Origin of the sequence: Streptomyces sp. NPDC051109 (assembly GCF_044455885.1) — a bacterium.
GTDB lineage: Bacteria > Actinomycetota > Actinomycetes > Streptomycetales > Streptomycetaceae > Streptomyces.
This window is the reverse complement of record NZ_JBITFF010000017.1, coordinates 1-19,105: the sequence shown is the minus strand read 5'-3', so window position 1 is coordinate 19,105 and position 19,105 is coordinate 1. Positions and strand designations below refer to the sequence as shown.

The window sequence follows — 19,105 nt, the reverse complement described above, 5'->3', positions numbered from 1 at the left end:
GCCCCTCAGGCCGCGGCGGAGGTCGTCGAGGACGCCGATGGCACCGTGGGCACCGCGGCCCGCGCGCCTGCCGCGGGCTCCGCGTGCATCGCCGAGCAGCGCTCCAGGAGGGCGTCGAGGTAGTCCTGGGAGGTGTTCAACCGGATCATGGCGCCCAGGGCGATCTCCCGCCCGATCCGCGGATCGGCGTCCACCAGGGGGGCGACGACGTTCTTGAACCACCCCGCGGCATGCCCGGCGTCCACCCCGATGTGCAGGTCGTGGTAGACGATGCCGACCTCGTCCAGGCCGTGCCGCCGCCAGGCGTCGACCACGCAGCGGAAGCGGCGCGGGGCGAGGTACTCGGTGACGCCGAAGTAGCCGACGGCCTTGTAGTAGTGGCGGCGGGAGAGCGCGAGGCAGGCCGAGATGTTGCCGGACACCCCGGCCGCCGGCAGGAAGGTGTCCCGTACGTAGTCCGGATCGGCACCGATCGAAGCCAGTGCCTCACCGAACAGCCTCGTGTGCACCTGCGCCGGGTCGCCGTTGCCCATCTCGTCCCAGTAGTTGGCTGCGATCTCCAGCTTCTCGCCGCCGTGCCGGCCCACCTGCATGAGGGCGAGGATGTCGTCGAAACGCGGATCGAGGTTGGTCTCCTGGGCGAGCAGCAGGCGCAGGTCCTCGGGGCTGCCGTGCTCGGCGAGGTGCCGGTGGTAGAACGGGTGCCAACCGGCCGGGTGCTCGCTCACCGTCTTCTTGAGCCAGCGGACGTACGCGCCTCCCGAGACGGGGTGCCCGGTGACGCTCGCCTCGGATATCCGCCCCAGCTCACGGCCCAGTACGGCCCGCTCCAGCAGGGCGGCCACGTCCCGCAGGATCGGCTGCCGTTCGTGGTCGGCGTCCGTGACCTCGGCGCCGGAGAAGTCCCGTTCGTAGACCAGGGCGAGCGCCGCGTGGAGCTCCTCCTGTGCGGACGGCTCGCCGTCCTCGTACGCCCGGACGGCCAGGGCCCGGCAGGCCTCGGCGAGCCGGCCCCGGAACGGGTAGTCCTCGGACAGCCGGGTCAGCTCGTCGGCGGTGCTCCCGTCCAGCCCCCTCAGCAGGGCGAGCGGGCCGGTGGAGAGCAGGTGGTTCCAGTTCGTACACATGCGGCGGTTTACCGTTTCCTCTCTTCTATCGGACGTCGGCTATCGGACGTCGGCTATCGGACGTCGGCGTCGGCGAGGGCCGCCGCATCGTGTTCGGCGCCGTACCACTTCTCGCTCCAGCGGGAGAAGGCGACGATGAAGATGTCGCGGTGGCCGGGCTCGGCGGAGGCGGCCACGACGTCCGTGACGTCGTGCGCGAGCCGCCTGTCGTCGAGCAGGACGGCCTGGCCGGCCCGCAGGGTGCCGGTCCAGAAGGGCCGCTCCGCGTCCGGTCGCCACAGCCGGGTCTCGCCGCCGCCCACCCGCTCGCGGCGCAGCACGCCGATCATGACGAACTCGTGCCCGTCGTGATGGACGCCCTCGGGGGTGAGCGGGCCGGGCCGGCCGGGCTCGGCGCGGGTGCGGTTCTGGTGCAGGTTGATCTGCCAGTCCTCACCGCGGTCGAGGCCGAACGCCTCGACGCCGATGCCGATCAGCGCGGTGAAGTCGACGGCCACCGGCGGATAGGAGCGGCGCACACCGCCGCCGACCGCGTTGAACTTCTTGAACGCGGTGTAGTCCCGGTGCGGCAGCAGCGCGAAGTCCCAGCCCCCGTCCTCGGCCGGCGACAGCCGGTACTGGGAGAACTTCTTGTGCCGGGTCCCGTGGCCCATGTACGCGTCGACCGGCAGGTCGTCGTAGCTCGCCAGCAGCTCGGCCGGAGCTTCTGGCAGGTCGATCAGGGAGAACCCGGAAGGTCCTAACGACATGGCAACGTCCTTGTTTTCGAACGCCCGGCAGGGGTGGAATTCCGTACGGATTCCATTTCCGGCGGGATGACGAGCCGCAGTCAAATCTCGACGGCCGATCGATGTCAAGGCCGTTGCCAGGACCTTCCGCACCCGGCACCAAGGCTGTGGCGCGCGGAATTCCGCCAAGTCGGCCGGATTTTCCTTCCGTTCGAGGGCCTCGGCGGCGCCGCCGATTTCCCCCGTTGCCAATATCCCGGGCAACGGGCAACACCTTGATGGGCATATCGGATCGTCGTTCCGCCAATTCCCGCACGAGACGCGCCTCCGCCGCGTTCCATATCGCCGAAGGCGTCGGGTGGACGGCATACGATGCCGTCATGTCCGGACCGGTCGCCGTCGCGTACGCCGCCTTGCCCGGCGCGCGGCTGCGGTCCGCCGCGCGACTGGTCCTGTGCGCCTCGGTGTCCTGGTACCTGTGCCTGTGGTGGGGCACGAGCACGGCGCCGGTGCCCGCCGTACTCCCGGCGGTGCTGATCCTGCGCGAGGACGTGTACGCCTGGCCGCGCCTGGGGTGGGAACGCCTGGCCGGGGTGCTCGTGGGCGTGGTGCTGAGCTCGGTCGTGCTGCACTGGCTGCCGGACCCGGCGTGGTCTTTCCCCGCCGTGCTGATCAGCGGCTGCGCGGGCATGTACCTGCTGGGACGGCCGGGAGCGCCCAACCAGCAGGTCCTCATCACGGCCCTCATGGTCTACGCGACCGCCGTTCCCGGATACCCGCTGGCGCGCGTGGAGGAGACCCTGGTCGGCATCGCCGTGGTCGTGCTGCTCGGGCCGCTGCTGTGGCCGCCGGACCCCTACCGCTCGGCCGCGGCGGGACTGGACGGCTACCGGGCCGACGTACGGGAGCTGCTCGGCGCGACCGCCGGCCGGCTGGAGCGGGGCCTGGCTGCGCCGGGGCCCGCGGCGCTGCCCGAGCGGGCGCGGATGTGGCTGCGGCCACAGGCCGCGCAGGACGCGTTCCAGCGGGCGGCGGCCGGCCGGGTGGCGCCGGGCCGTCGGGCGGGCCGGCCTCCGCCGGACGGGCTCGACGGGCGACTGGCCCTCGCGGTCCGGACCGCCCTGACCCTCCAATACTTCGGCCAGGAACTGCGCGAACGGTCCCGGACCGACAGCCCGGTCCGGCCCGCGCCGGGCGCACCCGATGCCCCCGGCGCCCCCGATCCCGCCCTGCTCGCCCTCGCGCCGCTCGTCAGGGCGACCGCCGCCGCCTTGGACGCCGCCCTGCTCGGCCGGGACTTCACGGCGGACCTCGACCGGGCCCGCGCGCTCGACACGGCCCACCGCGAGGCCCACCCCGGCCGGCACGACGCCGTTCTCCGGGCCGGCCTCCACCTCACCCACGAGGCCCTCGCCGACCACCTCCCGGCGGACACGCCCTAGGTCTCCGGGTGGGTCACGCGTGCGTGGCGGCGGTGCCCCGCGCAGGCGGCAGCGGTGCACCGCGCAGCGGATCCGCATGCCCGGAACAGGCCTTCTTGAGCGTGAAGTGCACCTGGAGCGCTCCGGTCCACACGAGGGCCGAGCCCAGCAGGTGGAGCATCACGACGAGCGAGGGCAGGGACGTCAGCGACTGGACCAGCCCCACGACGCCCTGCCCCAGGAGCACGGCGAGGAAGACGGCGACCTTGCGGCGCGCGGCGTCGAAGCCGTCCCCGGGCAGTGCGGCGCGCAGGGATCCGGCCAGCACCAGGACCGCCCCGGCCAGTACGCCGTGGACCACGGTCACGGCCGTCCAGTCGAACGGCATGCGCGCCACGTCGGAGGAGTCACCCGCGTGCGGTCCGGAACCGGTGGCGAGCGTGCCCACGACGACGAGCAGCGCCGTCACCGCGACCAGGGCCGCCGACAGCGACCGGAGCCGCGCGGCGGACCCCGGAGCGAGCGGGGCCGGCGCGCCGTCGGCGCCGGCATCGGCGTACGCCGCGTGCCAGGTGTACACCGCGGCGGTGAGCAGCAGCGTGGCGGCGAGGAAATGCGCGGCGACGATGTACGGGCTCAGCTGCATCCACACGGTCACCCCGCCGACGACCGCGTTCAGCACGACGATCCAGAACTGCGCCCAGCCTCCGCGCAGTACCGCGGGCATCGGCCTTTCCTGGAGGCGCGCGGCAATGACGACCCAGCCCACCACCGCACACAGCGCTCCGGTCAGGAGCCGGTTCCCGAATTCGATGGCGCCGTGCACCCCCATTTCCGCGGTGGGGGCCAGCGTCTCTCCCGTACACATGGGCCAATCGGTGCAGCCGAGACCGGAGCCGGTGACGCGGACGATTCCCCCGGTCACGATGATCGCGATGCTTGCCACGACCGAACCCAGTGCGGCCAGTCTGACGCTCCTCGCTCCGAGCGAGTACCTGCCGGCAAGCCATGAGAGGGGAGTTCGCACGATCAGCCTTCCTCTATTCGCTTTTGACGTGCCGGGGCACGGAACCTCAGCCTACGCCGCACGTTTCCCGGCTTGACGGGGCGTCGCGCGTCGCACCTGTCGCCGGAGTATGACCGGACGGTCACAGGATCGGGTTGCGGGAACGGAGGGCGCGCGGCGTACATCTAGCCGGTCAGCGAGGCTCCTGCGGGGGCCTCGTTCGACGGTATCGGCAAGATCCGGCCGGCAGCCGACCCACCGCGTGAGCGTGTGGCGGCTGCCGGCCTGGGGTGAGCGGCAAGGCGGGGCAGGAATGAAGGCGGTAGCGGTGGCGGGCGGTTCCCCGGACACCCCGGAGACTCCGGAGACGGAAGGGACCGAGGTCCCCGAAGCGGATCCCGGTACGCAGGACACGGCCCCCGAGCAGGCAGAGGCCGCGACTCCGCAGAAGCCCGAGCCCGAGCCCGACGGCGACACGGAAACCGGATCCGAGGAGGACGCGCCGGGCGAGCCCGAGGCGAAGGCAGAAGCCGAGCCGGAGCCGGAAGCCGGGGCCGGGGCCGACCACGCATCAGATTCGGCGGCCGCCGAGACCGCTCCCGGGGCCGACGTCGAATCACAGCCCGACACGGAGGCGGGACCCGAGGCGGAGGCCGACGGCGGGGACGTGCCCGAGCCCGAGACCGAGGCGGAAGCCGGGGCCGGAGCCGACGACGCATCTGATTCGGCGGCCGCCGAGACCGCTCCCGGGGCGGAGGCCGAAGCACGGCCCGACGCGGAGGCGGAGGCCGATGGCGGGGACGTGCCCGAGCCTGAGGCAGAGCCCCACGGCGGGGACGTGGCCGGGTCCGAGGCGAAGGCTGACGGCGGGGACGTGCCCGAGGCGGAGGCAGAAGCCGAGCCCGAGGCCGAGCCCGGGCCTGAGGCCGACAACGCATCTGATTCGGCGGCCGCCGAGACCGCTCCCGGGGCCGACGTCGAATCACAGCCCGACACGGAGGCGGGACCCGAGGCGGAGGCCGACGGCGGGGACGTGCCCGAGCCCGAGACCGAGGCGGAAGCCGGGGCCGGGGCCGACGACGCATCTGATCCGGCGGCCGCCGAGACCGCTCCCGGGGCGGAGGCCGAAGCACAGCCCGACACGGAGGCGGGGCCCGAGGCGGAGGCCGATGGCGGGGACGTGCCCGAGCCTGAGGCAGCGCCCCACGGCGGGGACGTGGCCGGGTCCGAGGCGAAGGCTGACGGCGGGGACGTGCCCGAGTCGGAGGCAGAAGCCGAGCCCGAGGCCGAGCCCGGGCCTGAGGCCGACGACGCATCTGGTTCGGCGGCCGCCGAGACCGCTCCCGGGGCCGGGGCCGGGGCCGAAGCACGGCCCGACGACCCCGACGACACGGAGGCGGAGCCCGAAGCGGCGGCCGACGCCGGGGACGTATCCGAGACCGAGGCGGAAGCCGACGGCGCAGGTCCGGACGGGGGCACGCCTGACGACGAGGCCGACGTGGCCGAGGCCGATGCGGCCGACGAGGCCGACGAGGCCGAGGAGTCCGCAGACCCCGAGCCGGACGACGGCGGGGGCCGGGAATCCCGGCCGGTGCCGTCCTGGGCCCGGGACGGCGAGGCCGACGCGGAGCGGACCAGCCAGTTCGTGGCCCTGAAGGAGCTGGACGCCCCGGCGCGGAAGGCCCCTTGGCCGGGAGCCGTACCGCAGAACCGGCCCGCGGCCGGGGCCGCAACCCCCGCTCCCGCTGCGGCCCCGGCCGCAACCCCCGCCCCCGCCCCGGCCAGGGCCGCGACCCCCGCTCCCGCCCCGGGTCGGGCCGCGGCGCCGCCGGTGGTCGTCGAGCCCACCCGCGAGGTCCCGCTGCCCCCGCAGCCCCCGCTGGATCTGCTGGCCGAGCTCACCAACACGGCTCCGGCGCCGGAGACCCCGCGCCGCACCGCGGTCCGCCGCGTGAAGATCTGGACCCCGATCCTGCTGCTCCTGGCCGGCGCGGTCACCGGCGCGCAGCTGCTGCGCCCGCTGCCCGCCCCGCAGCTCGTCGCGGCCGAGCAGGTGCACGCCCTCGACGGGCAGTTCTCCGTACCGTGGCCCGCCAAGGGCCAAGGCGCCGTGCGCGTCCCCGGCTCGGGCGACATCGGCACCTTCGGCGAGCAGAAGCCCGTCCCCACGGCGAGCGTCGCCAAGGTGATGACGGCCTACGTGGTCCTCAAGGGCCACCCGCTGCGCAAGGGCGACCCCGGCCCCCAGATCGAGGTCGACGCGAAGGCCGTGGCGGACGGCGCCTCGACGCACGAGTCCCGGGTCGAGGGCCTCGTCGCCGGTACGAAGTTCAGCCAGCAGGACATGCTGAAGATGCTCATGATCCCGTCGGCCAACAACGTGGCCCGGCTGCTGGCGCGCTGGGACAGCGGTACCGACTCCGAGGCGGCCTTCGTCGAGAAGATGAACGCCGCCGCCAGGGAACTCGGCATGACGAACACCACGTACACGGATGCCAGCGGCCTGGACGCCGGAACGGTCAGCACGGCCGCCGATCAGCTGAAGCTGGCCGAGGCCGTGATGAAGGAGGAGGCGTTCCGCGCGGTGGTGGCGCTGCCGAGCGCCGATATCAAGCGGCTGTCCACGACGCTCATCAACAACAACATCCTGCTCTCGGCCAACGGTCTGAGCATCCGCGGCATCAAGACCGGGTCCAGCACCCCCGCGGGCGGCACGCTGATGTGGGCGGCGTACAAGTCGGTCGGCGACGAGACCCCGTTGATCCTCGGCACGCTCATGGACCAGCACGTGGACGGCCCGGACCTCAACGGCGAGAACAGCCTGAAGCTCGTGCTGGCCAACAGCAAGAAGATCATCGAGGCGGTGCGGCAGGCGCTCGACTCGGCGCCGGTGGTCCGTAAGGGCCAGACGGTCGGCCACGTGGACGACGGCCTCGGCGGCCAGACCCCGCTGGTGGCCACGAAGGACCTGAACGTGATCGGCGTACCGGGCCAGCAGCTGAAGCTCACCCTGCGGCCGGGTGCCGCTGCGACCCCGCACACCGCGAAGGCGGGAACCGAGGTCGGCGTCCTCACGGTCGGCGCCGGGGAGGGCGCGAAGAGCGTCCCCGTGGCGGTCGGGACCGCACTGGCCGAGCCCTCCTTCACCACCCGGGTCACCCGCCTGCGCTAGCCGGTGTCCGGCGGATCAGGCAACGCCGGTGCCCGGTACGGACATGCCGTACCGGGCGGCGGTGAAGGGGATGGTGTGAGCTGCGAAAGGGCCAGGGCCGGCATCGCGGGCCGCTCGTAGTACGCGTTCACCGGATCGTCCTCGTTCTCCGCCGAGGACAATCCGCGAAGCCGTCGTGGTCGTTCACCTGGGCCGGTACAGCAGGCCGGGCGGGGTTCCCGCGCAGGTCGGTCAAGCCTCCGTCGTCGGAGCCCGGTTCCGTCGCGGCTGGCGCCCGCCGGGGCCGCCCCCGGTGGACAAGGGCGGGCAGTGCCGGACAGGCGCCGACCCCGCAGGGCCTGGAGAGTGGACACCGCCCGGTACGAGCCTGGGGGCCCACCCGTACTCGTACCCGGAGGAACACCAGCCATGACGTCCCGCGCGCTCCGCACCCTGACCGTCCTGACCGCCACCGCAGCCCTCTGCGCCACCGCCTCCCACGCCCACGCCCACGCCCACGCCGCGCAGGGCAGGCTCGTCGCCGACTGGGCCCGCGCCTGGAACGGCACCGAACCCCGGGCGCTCGGCGCCCTGTTCACAGCCGACGGCACCTACACCGACGAAGCCGTGGGCGTCACCTTCCGCGGCCGGGAGGAGATCGCGGGGTGGAAGGCCCGAGCCGACGCGCTGATCGACGACGTCCGCGTCACCGTCCGCGCCACCCGCCTCGACGGCGACCGCATCACCGTCCGCTCCGTCTACTCCGGCCACCTCAAGGGCGCGCCCAAGCCCTTCGCCGTGCCGATGACCACCCTGCTCGACCTCGACGAGAACCACTGCCGCATCGCCTCCGACCAGGACCACTACAGCCTGGCCACCGTTCTCACCCAGTCCGGCCTGCCGGCCGACTGGACCCCTCCCGCCACCTGACGCCGACCGGAGAGGGCTCGGGCGGCGTCGCCCGCCCGCCCTCCCTCGCCTGGCGGGACTGGCCCGCGGAACACCTCCCCGAGCACGTCCGGACCCTCATGTCCGGCACCGTCGGCCAACACCAGAGGCCGCACCCCGCACCCCGCGCCCCGCACCCCGCGCCCTGAGCCGCGGCGCCTACATCCCCGGGTCCGTGCGCCCGAGCGGCAGCAGGTACTGGATCGGCTCGTCGAGGTCGTCCAGGCCCAGCAGCTCGTGCGCCAGGTCGTCCTGCAGGCCGCCGAGCGGAATGGTGGCCAGCCCGAACGCCCCGGCCGTGAGCTGGAGGGTCTGGGCCAGGTGCCCGGCCTCCAGCAGGCCGAGCCGCAGCGCCCGCAGCCCGTAGCGCCGCCGGAGCAGCCCGAGGTCCAGGTGGACCGCCAGCACCGCCGGCGCCTCGTCGATCCCGACGGAGTCCGGGTCCTGCGCCGGGCGCGAGAGGTACGAGGACAGCGCCTTGAGGCCGTCGAGGTCCGGCGCGGGTCCGAGGGCCACCAGCGACCGCCGCTCCGGCATGCAGTGGTACGTACCGGGGGCCAGTCCGGCCACGGAGAGCGCCAGGAGGCGTACCCGGACGCTGTAGAGGGCGCCCGCGCTCGGGTAAGGGCGGTGGTGCAGGGTGCGCTCCGTGCCGTCGGCCAGCGGCCGCCGGGACACGTGGCTCGGCGCGTGGGCGTGCCACAGCACCCCGCCCAGCTCCTCGGCGGTGAGCGGGCCCCGCAGCGCTCCGCGCGCCGAGCTGCGGCGGCGCAGCGCGTCCGCGAGGGAAAGCTCCGGCAACGGGGCCGCGGGGAGCGCCCGTTCCGCCTCGGGCCGGTACTCGGACGGCAGGCCCGGCCGCGCGATGCTCCGTACGGCGGTGTCCTGTGCCCGACCGATCTGGAACTTGCTCTGCTCCAGGTACTGGTAGTCGGCCGCGCGCGGCCCGGCCCCGAAGAAGCCGCCCCCGTCGCCCGTCTCCAGCAGGGCGCGCCCCGCGAGCCGGCACACGGCCCGCTCCTCGTCGGGGGTGACCCCCAGCCGGTTGAACAGCATGTGGAGCTGTGAGGCCCACACCCACAGCCTGCGGTCCGCCCGTCCCGGCGCGTCCGCCCGGTCCGCGCCCGGTACGGCGGTACGCAGCCGGGCGTCGGCCGCCCGCACCTGCCGGGACCACTGCGCGAGCCAGGGATCGGCGGAGCCGTCCTCCAGCCCGGCGCGGACGGCCCGGGCGCGCCGCGCCAGGTTCGTACGCTGGGCCGCGAACACCGTGTTGACCCGGGTGTGGACGGCGGCTCCGGGCAGCGGCCGCACCTCGGCCGCCCAGCGCCAGGAGGCGGCGTGCCGGCGCAGCCAGCCCGCCGAGTCCAGTTCGTCCAGGCCCAGGGCGTACGCCGTGGCGTGGGCGAGGTCCAGGGCGAGCCGCAACCGGTCGGCCCGCCCGGGCACGGCGCGCAGGGCGGCGACGGCGGCGCGCGTCGAGTGCACGAACACCTCCTCGGCCACCGGGAGCGCGGCCGGCCCGCCGTACCGCTCGGTCTCCGGCTCGTAGCGTGCCGCGCGCACCTCCCCGTGCCGGCCGGGGAAGGGGCCGGCCGCGGGGGTCGCCGCGGCAGCCGACAGGGCCAGTTCCGCGGCGAGTTCGTCCCGCTCCGCAGCCGAGCCCCCGAACCTGATCCGCAGATGGGGTCCGCCCTCGTGGTAGCGGATGAAGAACCAGGCGCCGCCGTTCGGCCCGTACCGGCCGTCCATCAGGGGGGCGAGCGCCTGCGTGACGAAGGCGTCGGTGTCCGCGCCGTCGGTGTGCAGGGTCAGGTGCAGGCTCTGCCAGCCCCCCGCCGGGGCCGCGGCCGGACCGTCACCCGGTGCGGGGGCCGCCGTCGTGGAGGCGGGCGCTCCCGCCCCCGCGGGGGACGCGGACGCGGACGCGGACGGGGGCGGGGGCGGGGGCGCGTACAGGTCTTGGGTCATCGGAAGGTCCTCACGGGAACGGGTGCGGGTACAGGGGGAGTTCGTCGTGGCGCAGCGGACGGGCGGCGCGCCCCAGCCGGTGGGGCACCTCCAGCAGCCGGGGCAGCCCGAGCGTGCGGCGGTTGACGTGGCCGAAGGTCATCGGGAGGGTGCCGGGCACGATCACCTTGGCGCAGTGCAGCCCCAGCCGGTCCCGGATCCCGGGCTCGTCCTGCGCGACGACGACCACCTCCAGCCCCTCGGCGGCCAGTCGCGCGACCGTCCCCGCCAGCAGCCGGGTGAGGTCGGCCACCGGCGCGGGAGCGCCCGGCCACCGTTCCTGCCAGGGGACCTCCCGTACGCCGTCGAACAGGAACTCCAGCCGGTGCTGCGCCTCCGGCAGGGTGTTCAGGCCCACGTGGTCGTCGAGGCCGACCACCAGCTCGGGCCGCCACAGCATGGGGCGGAGCCGCTCCGGGTCGCGCGCCCCGCCCGGACCGGCCGGCCGGTGCACGGCGTCCTGGACGTTGGTGACGACCTCCGCCACCGCCGAGCGGATCGCGGCGCGCGGATCGTGGTGGGCTCCGGCGGCCAGGAAGGCGCGGGGGGCGTCGGGGTGGCCCCCCTCGTAGCGGCAGAGCGAGACCACCGCCGGAATGCCGAGGTCGTTGGTGGCGTCCAGCAGGCTCAGCCGGTACCCCATCAGTTCGGCCCGCGAGGCCAGGGCGGTCACCAGCGGGTCTTCGGCGGGCAGGGCGATGCCGGGCAGCGGCGTGCGCGCGTACCACGCCATCAGGAAGGCGTCGCGTTCCGCCACCTCGAACAGCCCGTAGAGCGCGGCCTCCTGGGGGCTGTTGCCGAGCCCGCAGCCGTTCGAGGACTCGTAGAGCACCCGTGCCCGGCCGGGGCCCGGGGCGAGGTCCCAGTAGGCCACGTGCTCGGGCACCGCCCGTGCCCGGCCTTCGGTGAGCGACCAGCCGTACACCCAGTCCAGCTCCAGGTCGGCGTGGTACGGGACGGTCCGGGTGGCGGGGTGCCCCCGGTGGGCCGGATCGGGCAGACCGAGCCGGGCGGGGTCCACGGCGGCCTCCGGGCCCAGTTCGGCGAAGGACGCGCGCAGGACGGTGCGCCGGCCCAGCGGGCGCATGCCGGCCAGCCGTTCCACGCCCTCGAACAGCGCCACCCGCTCGCTGGAGCGGAAGTCGGCGGAGCGCCCGTATCCTCCGTCGTCGACCAGGCGGCCGTCCGTCACCCAGGCGGTGGTGAGGGCGAAGGCGGAGTCCTCGGTGCGGAACAGGCGGCGCACCGGGCCGAACCGTTCGTCGTACAGCTCGGCCCGCAACCGCTCCGCTCCCGTACGGTCGTTGGGGCCGCGCAGCACCGACGGGTCGGGCAGCGGCCGCGGCGCGTCCGTGAAGCCGCCCGCCGCGGGGGAGTCGGCCGGCAGCGGACGGCACACCGGGCAGCCGCCCACCGGGCGGATGTGATGGGTGGACCAGGTGGCGCGGTGGCCCTGGACGATGTGGACGGTGGAGGGCGTCGCCCCGGCTTCCGCCCCTGCCCCGGCTTCCGCCCTTGCCCCGGCTTCCGCCCTTGCCCCGGCTTCCGCCCTTGCCCCGGCTTCCGCCCTTGCCCCGGCTTCCGCCCTTGCCCCGGCTTCCGCCCTTGCCCCGGCTTCCGCCCCTGCCTGCGCCTCCGCCCCTGCCTCCGCCTCCGTCCCCGCCCGCGCCTCCGTCCCCGCCTCCGGGGCGGGCCCGGGCTCCAGAAGGGCGGCGGCGAGCAGCAGGGCCGCCTCCGCCATGGCCGGCGTGCCCGTGCCGCCGAGTGCCAGCCGGGGGCTCTGCCAGGGCACCCTGCCACCCGCGGTGGCCAGGCGCCGGTACTCGACGCACGCCAGGCACGCCCGCATCGCGGGCTCCAGCACGGGGCCGATCACCGTCAGCGCACCGTCCTCGCGCACCGGCACCAGGCGTACGGGATGGGCCGTCGCGTGGCGGCTGAGCTGCTCCGCCAGCTCCAGGGTCCAGGAGGTGAGGTGGACGATGGCGGCCCCGCCGGTGGTTTTCAGCGCCGCCGCCGGATCCAGGACGGGTACGGAGCCGGCGACCGCGGCCCCCATCGCACCGCCGGCAGCCGCCGTCCCCCCGTCCGCCCCGTTCGTCGTGATCGCGCCCATCGCACCCGTCGCACCCATCGCGTTCATCGCGCTCCTTCCCACCCGGCCAGAACGGTGAATCCGCAAGCCCGCAGGGCAGCCAGGACCGGCCCGCCGGATCCGGCCGCTCCGCCGCCGACCGGGTCCGCCCCACCCGGCGGCTGCCAGGGCTCGGGGCGCACTCCGGTCAGCCGGGCCAGCGCCGCGCACAGCTCCGGCTCCCGCCGGGTGATCCCGGCCAGCCAGCGGTCGGTCCATCCCTCGTCCGTCCAGGCCGCCGGCTCGACTCCCGCAACGGCGAGCGGCGCCTCGGCCCCGCTGAACGCGGCGTGCACGGCCCCGGCCGGACCGTGCCGGGCGGCCATGGCCCGGGTCACCGCGCCGAGCGCGGCCAGCGCCGCGGCGTCGGCGGCCGTCGCCTCCACGGCACGGGCGGCCACCCCCGCGGTCCCGACCCGGCCCTCGGGGTCCCGTACCACCGCCAGATAGGCCCGCTCCGCGGTGAACCGGCGAACCGTCATCTCCACCGGAAGTTCCAGATGCCGGGTCAGCACGGTCCACCAGTGGCGGGCTTGCGGATGCTCGCGCCATTCCTCCTCGCCCAGGACGTAGCCGGGGCCGGCGGGACCCGCGGCGGCGAGGGCGGCCCGGCGCAGGGCCCGCCCCAGGGCGTGTCCGGGGCCGGCGCCGACCGCCACCGGACCCGGCAGCCCTTCGCCCAGGTGCAGTTCCGCCGCACGGCACGCCGCGGAGAGCCGGGCCAGGTCCGTCCGCGGAGCCCCGGCCATCAGGGGCCCGGCCACCGAGCCGCAGACCGCGAGCGCGGCGGGCAACTGGGGCAGGTCCCCCGCCCGCGGTGCGTCGAGCACTCCCAAGTACGGGTCGCCCAGCGCCCCGACACGGCGCAGCGCCTCGGCCAGGTCGCCGACGGGGGCGGGGGAAGGGGACCCGGGGTCGGCCGGCCCGGTGACCCAAGGGCGGTAGGAGGCGTGCGGCGGGCGGGCCTCGGCGACCAGTACGGCGGGAAGGTCCGGGAGCAGGTGCGGGTCCTCCTCCCGCCCCGCCGGATCGGGCAGACCGGCGGCGGAACACAGCAGCCGCTGCGCCGCCGCGCCGGCCAGCAGCGCCGTCAGCGCCGCCGCTGCCCCGGCCTCAGCCCCGCCGGGCAGGGGTACGGGTACGGGGAGCGACCCGGTGTCCGCGGTGCCGGTGCTGCTGCCGGAGTCGCTGCCGGAGTCGGTGCCGACGCCCAGGCGTACGGCGATCGACTCGGCGTCCGTACGCGTCCGTTGCGGCTCGGCCGGGGCCGTGACGAACCCGCCCTCGGCGGTACGGGCCACGGCCACGGCCACCGGCGGAGTGCCCGCGACCGCCACCACGCGCTCGGACGGCAGTCCCGTGTCCCGGTACACCCGCGGCGGGGTACCCGCGCGCTCCAGGACGCCGATCAGCGCCGTCGCGAGCGGCCCGCCGGGATCGGCCGCCGCGACCACGGGCCGTGCGGCGGCCAGGGCCGCGGCCGCGCTGGCCGGCCGGTGCGCGGAGGCCGCCAGCCAGGCGGCGGGCCCGGCCGCTCCGGTCGGATGCTCGGCGAGCAGCAGATCGTGCGCGTGCAGCTGCGCGGTCAGCGCGGTCAGCGCGGCCTCGACCCGTGGATCGGCCGGATCGAGGCGCGCCCGGCCGGTCGCCGGGTCGACGTACCCCTCCGCGCCCTCCGCGAACTCCCCGTCCTCCCCGACCTCCGTGCCCGAAACGTCCTCGGACCCCTGGCCGAACCGCTCGGACAGCAGCTCCCACAGGGCGGGCAGCGCCCTGCTCCCTTCGAGCGTCACGCTCCCGTCCCGGCCGCGCAGGTGCAGACCCTCCCGCAGCGGAGTGACCGCCACCCCGGGCCGCAGCCGCAGGCGCGGCCGTCCGGCGGCGCTCACGGCGTCCCCTCGACGGCGGCGATGACCTCGTCGACGCGCGCCTGCCACCGGTGCCCGGTGAGTTCCGGCACGCTGCGCACCACGAGGTGGGCGGCGAGGTAGCGCTCCACGGGCCGGACGTCGCAGATGGTGAGGAGCCGGTACAGCCCGTTCGTACACGCCCGGTAGACCATGTAGTCGGGGCGGGTCCACATCGTGCCCTGCGGGTCCGAGCGGTGCAGCCGCCGGTGGAAGTCGCTGTACCGGGTCCGCACCCGCCGGTCCCAGCGCTCGACGGTGGCCCGGTCGCCGAGCGCCGCGGCCCGGTCCAGGTACTCCGCACGCACCCCGGTGAAGTCCGCGCCCGCGCGCAGCCGTTCCTCCGTGATCCGCCAGGCCCCTGCGGACCAGTCGGCCCATGCCCGCTCCCAGCCGGTCGCACCCCCGCTCGCGATCCGGCCCACCAGCGCCGAGATCCGCTCGCCCGCCGCGTCCCAGCGGCGGTCGAAGGCCGCCCGCATCCGCCCGTCGCGGTCCTCTTGGACGAGGAAGTCCTCCAGGTGGGAGACGTACGAGTAGTGGCCGCCGACCAGCCCTTCCGGGTGCGCGGCCGCATGGGCCGCGAGGGCCGACACCACGAGTTCGATCCGGGCGGCGGAGGTGTCCGAGCGCTCGCCGAGGAACGCGGTGCCCGCCTGGAGGGCGGGCAGGCCCAAGGCCAGCAGCTCCTCGCGCAGCCGCACCCCGTCCGGGCCGATCAGCGCGTTCAGGGAGGAGAGGTCCACCGGCTCCACTCGCACGGTGTTGTCGGGTACGAGCGGACCGTACGGGGGCGGTATCAGCTCCGCCCGGCCCGCCGCCGCGGCCTGCGCCAGCAGGCGCTCCCCGTCGGCGGCGGCCCGCGAGGGGTGCGAGGCCGCGCGGGCGCGCAGCTCGGCGGCGGTGCGCTCGGCGGCGGCGGCCACCGCCCCCGGGCGGCCGCGCAGGCGCAGCCGCAGGTGCGGGCCGTGCAGCCAGTGGCGTTCGACGTGGGCGGTGAGCCCTTCCGCGGCGGCCCGGCGGGCGAGGGGCAGCACGGCTTCGCGCAACAGGGGCGCCTTGACCGGCTCGTAGTGGTGGACGACCACGTCGAGGGCGGTGGCGGCACCCGGGGCGGGCGGGGCGGCGGTGTCCGGGCCGGTGGCCGGGGCGGTCATGGGTTCTCCTCGGCGGATGACGGGCGGGGTGGCGGCGGGGCCCGGCGGGCCGGGCGGCCGCAGCGGCGCGGGGGACATGGGGGACACGGGGGACACGGGCGGCACGGGTCGCACCGGGCTCAGTCCGGCCGGGCGGGGCGTGCGGGCCGGTAGGTCTCGGCGATGAGCTCCACGGCACGCCCGGGCCGGCTGCGGCCGCCGAAGACGGGCAGCGACTCCTCCAGCACCACTCCCCGCGGATGGCGCGCCAGCCAGCCGGGGAGGCAGCGCAGGTGCAGGGCGCTGCCCAGGTCGAGGGCCTGCGGCTTGGGCGCGCGCAGACTCCGTACGAAGTCCTCGGCGGGCCGCCCGGCGGGAGGCTCGGGCACCGGGTGCAGGAACAACTGCTCCGGCAGTCCCAGCAGAGCCCGCCACCGGGCCGCCGCGGCGGCCGGGATCGCGCCGGGGTCGGCCGCGAGGTCGGCGCGGAGCTCGGCCAGCACCCCGGCGGGCAGGTGCCAGCGGCGCCGGGCGAGCACCGCACGTCCGTGGCGCAGCCGGGGGGTCAGCCGCACCTCGCCGCCGGGGACGGCGAGGGTGCGGCGGGGGAGGAGCCGCCGGAAGTCCACGACGCCGCCCGGGTGGTCGCACAGGAGCGGCGCGAGGCGCTGCGGCAGCATGACCGGGGCGAGGAAGCCGAGGTAGAGGACGTCGAGGGGTTCGCCGGTGGCCCGCAGCCGGAGACGGAGCTGGTCGGAGTCCAGGTCGTGGACCAGCTCCACATCGGCCTCGGCGAGCGTGCTCCGACAGCGGTCGGGGCCGATCTCCGCGCCGACGAGCAGCGGATGGAGATTGGCGTTGAAGCCGCCCACCGGCCGGATCTGGGCGGCCCGGGCGCCGTTGCCGAGCCCGCGGCGGATCTCGCGGGCCACCTGCTCGGCGGCGCCGCTGGGGAGGTCGTCCAGGAAGCGGCTGGTGAAGCGGCCCCAGCCGCCGTAGACGTGGTTGACGCAGAGCAGGCCGCCGGGGACCGCGCCCCCGGGGCCGGCGGCGGTCGGCTCGGCGCTCTGGACGAACCACGAGTAGCTGAGCGGGCGGGCGGCGGTCCAGCCGGGCAGCCGGGCCGCGAGCCCCCGTACCTCCTCGGCGGGCAGGACGACCTCCTCGGCCCAGCCTCCGGGTGCGGCCGCCACCGCGCTTCGTGCCAGATCGGTGAACTCCTCACGCAGTGCGGCCAGTTCGGCCAGCTCGGAGGAGAGTCCCGGGTCGCCGGACGGCCGGACGGCGAGGCGCGCGGCCTCCTCCCACGCGGCGGCGGTGTCGGCGCCGAACTCCCAGGGGGCCGGGCAGGTCCCGCCGCGCCCGTAGCGTGCGACGAAGCGTTCCAGCGCGGCCCGCCGCATCAGGTGTCCGAGGTCGAACAGCTCGGCCAGGGCGGTGAGTTCGCCGAGCACGGCCCGGTCCGCGCCGGTCAGCCGGCCGGTGGCGGTCGCATGTCCCGCGGCGATCACGTCCTCGGAGAGCACGTTCAGCGGGGCGGCGTCGGCCGGCACGGGCCGGCCGGCGTCGGCCAGCAGCCGGCGCCAGCGGTCCGCCAGGTCGGCGAGCAGGGCGGGCCGCTCCTCGGCCCGGGTGTCCGCGAACCCGGCGGTGTCGGCGGCGAGCCGGTCCATCCGGTCGGCCAGGGCCGCGTCCTCGGGCCACCGGCGCAGCCATTCGGCCAGCGCACGCAGCGGGTGCGGGTGCTGGGGATCGACGGGCTGCACGGGCACCAGCAGCCCGCCGTCGGTGAGCTGACCGAGAAAGCGGCCGACGGCGGGGTCGGTGCGGGGGCGGCCGAGGGCCGGACCGAGTCGGTCCGCCAGCTCGTCGAGGGAGGCGGGCGCGGCCGCGAGCACGTCCAGCGCGGTCAGGGCGGGGCGGGCGGCGAGCTCGACCGTCTCCTCGTGCGTGACGAGGTACCGGCCGCCCGCGAAGACCGCGTGGTCCCGCATGTACAGGGCCCGCCCGTCGGCGCTGTGCCGCGCACCGCTGGTCATGCGGTGGGCGAGGCCCCGGCGACGGCGCGGTTCGTCCAGCAGCGCGGCGACGAGCGCCTCGACGAGTGTCCGGTGCTCCCGCACCACGGACCGCAGCGGAGGCAGCGGAGGCAGCGCCGACGGAGCCGGTACCGGCCCGGCCGAGGGGTCCGGGCCTCCGGACCACCCCACGGCGGTGAACCAGGACAGCGGACTGGTCTTCGTGCTGGCGCGCAGGGCATGCCGCAGTACCGAGGCCTCCTCCTTGCGGGCCCTGCGGCCGCCCTCGTCCCTGGCGGCCCGGGCCACCGCGCGCAACAGGTCGGCACTGCCGAGCGCGACGGCCCGGGCGAAGCCGGGGGAGCGGCACAGCTGCGCGAGGGCGGAGCGCTCGGCGGTCAGGGCCTCGGGGGCGGCCGCGGCCAGATCCGTCAGGAGTACGTCGCGCAGCTCGCGCAGACCCAGCCAGGTGCCGAGCCGGGGCACCCGTACGGGCAGGTCACCGAGGCGGGCCAGCAGGGCGGGGCGGGGGACGCGGCCGTTGTGCAGCGCCCGGCGCAGCGGGAGCACCACCTGGCGGTGGAACTCCTCGTCGTGCCCGGGCCGGGAGGAGAAGAGGTCGTCGCACAGGGCCGGACGCAGTGCGTCCTCCTGTGCCGTGAGGGCGGTGAGCCGGTCGAGCAGGATCCGTACCGGCGCGGCCGCCTCCGGCTGCGCGGGGTACGCCGTCACCGTGGTGCGGACCAGCGCGTACGGGGCGGTCCCCGGCACGGGCGCGACGTGTTGCGCTGCGGCTGGCTGGGCGGGGTGCGGCAAGGCGGGCTCCCGTCGTGCGGTGTGGGCCTGTGAGCTGTCCTCCGGCTCGGGCCGCCGGCCGTGGCGGCCGGCCCGGGTGGGCCGGCCGCCACGGGAGCGGCCTCGTCACAGCCGTCAGACGACGGGCGTCTCCACCTGCGGCTGGGCGCAGGAGGACGAGCCCTGACAGGAGCAGGAGCCCCATGAGGCGCCGTTCTCGGGCAGGGCGGCGGTGTCGCTCAGCGCGGTGACGGTCAGCTCGCTGAGGTCGAGGTCCAGGTCGAGATCGAGGTCGTTGTACCCGGTGGTGGCGGAGTTTTCGGACATGCGGATTTCCTCTCGTTTCCGGGGATTGCGGAGCCGCGAAGACGGTGTGCGCGGGGCATCCGAAGGAGCGTCGCGGTGCACCATGAGTGTCAGCGCCGTCACGGACCGAAGGCAATCGCGGTGTCAGGTCGGAACGGCAGGGCCACCTCCGCGCCGGCGCCGCCGGCCCGGTCCCACCCGTGCGACCTGACGCGGGCTGGGCGGCGGGGCGTGCGCTGGGGGTGGAGCGGGTAGTGCGGAAAGCGGCGTTCGAGGTGCCGGTTTCCTTCGGTTCGCGTTGAAAGTGGCCCCGACCACACACTATTTCGCGTAGCGAACCGGTACGGAAAGTGACATTCGGGGCGTTTCCCGGTGACCCGCCCCACAGGACCCACGTCACATACGACACGCACTAGTA

The 19,105-nt window shown here is 75.7% G+C and carries 12 protein-coding genes; 3 read left to right on the top strand and 9 right to left on the bottom strand.

The window, feature by feature from the left end; all coding sequences use genetic code 11:
• Positions 1–5: 5 nt before the first annotated feature.
• Together ACIBAD_RS27200 and ACIBAD_RS27195 are read right to left on the bottom strand one after the other, a co-directional pair.
• Positions 6–1,127: an iron-containing redox enzyme family protein gene (locus tag ACIBAD_RS27200; protein ID WP_398909051.1), complete on the bottom strand. Its 1,122-nt coding sequence runs from the start codon at positions 1,125–1,127 to the stop codon at positions 6–8.
• Positions 1,128–1,180: 53 nt separating this feature from the next.
• Positions 1,181–1,876 (bottom strand): 2OG-Fe dioxygenase family protein, encoded by a 696-nt coding sequence (locus ACIBAD_RS27195; protein WP_134076075.1) that lies wholly within the window; start codon positions 1,874–1,876, stop codon positions 1,181–1,183.
• A 359-nt stretch (positions 1,877–2,235) separates the two neighbouring features.
• Here ACIBAD_RS27195 and ACIBAD_RS27190 point away from each other — a divergent pair, with 359 nt between their 5' ends.
• Positions 2,236–3,297: an FUSC family protein gene (locus ACIBAD_RS27190; RefSeq protein ID WP_398909048.1), complete on the top strand. Its 1,062-nt coding sequence runs from the start codon at positions 2,236–2,238 to the stop codon at positions 3,295–3,297.
• Between the two features lie 13 nt (positions 3,298–3,310).
• Here the strand turns inward: ACIBAD_RS27190 and ACIBAD_RS27185 are convergent, their stop codons facing one another.
• Positions 3,311–4,303, bottom strand: a complete 993-nt coding sequence (locus ACIBAD_RS27185) for a COX15/CtaA family protein (protein ID WP_166682201.1) — start codon at positions 4,301–4,303, stop codon at positions 3,311–3,313.
• Between the two features lie 292 nt (positions 4,304–4,595).
• Here ACIBAD_RS27185 and ACIBAD_RS27180 point away from each other — a divergent pair, with 292 nt between their 5' ends.
• Both ACIBAD_RS27180 and ACIBAD_RS27175 read left to right on the top strand, forming a co-directional pair.
• Positions 4,596–7,454: a serine hydrolase gene (locus ACIBAD_RS27180; protein ID WP_398909046.1), complete on the top strand. Its 2,859-nt coding sequence runs from the start codon at positions 4,596–4,598 to the stop codon at positions 7,452–7,454.
• A gap of 408 nt (positions 7,455–7,862) precedes the next feature.
• A complete protein-coding gene (locus ACIBAD_RS27175) occupies positions 7,863–8,363 on the top strand; it encodes a nuclear transport factor 2 family protein (RefSeq protein WP_398909044.1) in 501 nt (166 codons plus the stop codon).
• A gap of 177 nt (positions 8,364–8,540) precedes the next feature.
• Here the strand turns inward: ACIBAD_RS27175 and ACIBAD_RS27170 are convergent, their stop codons facing one another.
• The 6 genes from ACIBAD_RS27170 to ACIBAD_RS27145 form a co-directional block, all read right to left on the bottom strand.
• The gene (locus tag ACIBAD_RS27170; RefSeq protein ID WP_398909042.1) at positions 8,541–10,352 is read right to left on the bottom strand and encodes a thiopeptide-type bacteriocin biosynthesis protein; all 1,812 of its coding nucleotides are present in this window, start codon (positions 10,350–10,352) and stop codon (positions 8,541–8,543) included.
• A gap of 10 nt (positions 10,353–10,362) precedes the next feature.
• Entirely contained in the window at positions 10,363–12,534 is a 2,172-nt protein-coding gene (locus ACIBAD_RS27165) for a TOMM precursor leader peptide-binding protein (protein WP_398909040.1), read from the bottom strand.
• On the bottom strand, positions 12,531–14,414 hold the full coding sequence (locus tag ACIBAD_RS27160) for a hypothetical protein (RefSeq protein WP_398909038.1): 1,884 nt from the start codon (positions 14,412–14,414) through the stop codon (positions 12,531–12,533). The genes ACIBAD_RS27165 and ACIBAD_RS27160 overlap by 4 nt, the downstream gene beginning before the upstream one ends.
• Positions 14,411–15,589, bottom strand: a complete 1,179-nt coding sequence (locus tag ACIBAD_RS27155) for a lantibiotic dehydratase C-terminal domain-containing protein (protein WP_398909034.1) — start codon at positions 15,587–15,589, stop codon at positions 14,411–14,413. The genes ACIBAD_RS27160 and ACIBAD_RS27155 overlap by 4 nt, the downstream gene beginning before the upstream one ends.
• 119 nt (positions 15,590–15,708) lie before the next feature.
• Positions 15,709–18,357, bottom strand: a complete 2,649-nt coding sequence (locus ACIBAD_RS27150; RefSeq protein WP_398909032.1) for a lantibiotic dehydratase — start codon at positions 18,355–18,357, stop codon at positions 15,709–15,711.
• A 159-nt stretch (positions 18,358–18,516) separates the two neighbouring features.
• Positions 18,517–18,708, bottom strand: coding sequence for a thiazolylpeptide-type bacteriocin (locus ACIBAD_RS27145; RefSeq protein ID WP_053694258.1), 192 nt, complete (start codon positions 18,706–18,708; stop codon positions 18,517–18,519).
• Positions 18,709–19,105 lie beyond the last annotated feature (397 nt).